At 57.8% G+C, this 263-nt stretch carries 1 protein-coding gene; it reads right to left on the bottom strand.

The features are described 5' to 3' along the window. Nucleotides 1-263 (bottom strand): RusA family crossover junction endodeoxyribonuclease (locus FDX22_RS22690; protein ID WP_255433042.1); only part of this gene is annotated, 263 nt, incomplete at both ends.

Below are 263 nucleotides of genomic sequence, written 5' to 3'. Positions count from 1 at the left end.
ACGGGTCCCCATTCCACCAGCATGCGCTTAATCTGGCTGTCGTCTTCCCAGACACCCGCATGTGTCAGCGCGTCAAACAGGGCTTTGTTGTAATTATCGATATCCCGGCGGCGCGCATCCGGCGGGTACAGGGTGATTTCTACCGCTGCAAGTTCAGTCGATGGCTTTGGAAGGCGTCGTAATTGCTCAATGATCGCCACGCAGGCAGCGCTCTGGTATTTACGGCCATCAGCGCTAATGAGATGACGACCGGCCAGCGGCCC

Origin of the sequence: Citrobacter sp. TBCS-14, from assembly GCF_005280805.1 — a bacterium.
Taxonomy (GTDB): Bacteria; Pseudomonadota; Gammaproteobacteria; order Enterobacterales; family Enterobacteriaceae; genus Citrobacter; species Citrobacter gillenii.
The sequence above is the reverse complement of the archived record's forward strand: the minus strand, read 5'-3'. Positions and strand labels throughout refer to the sequence as shown.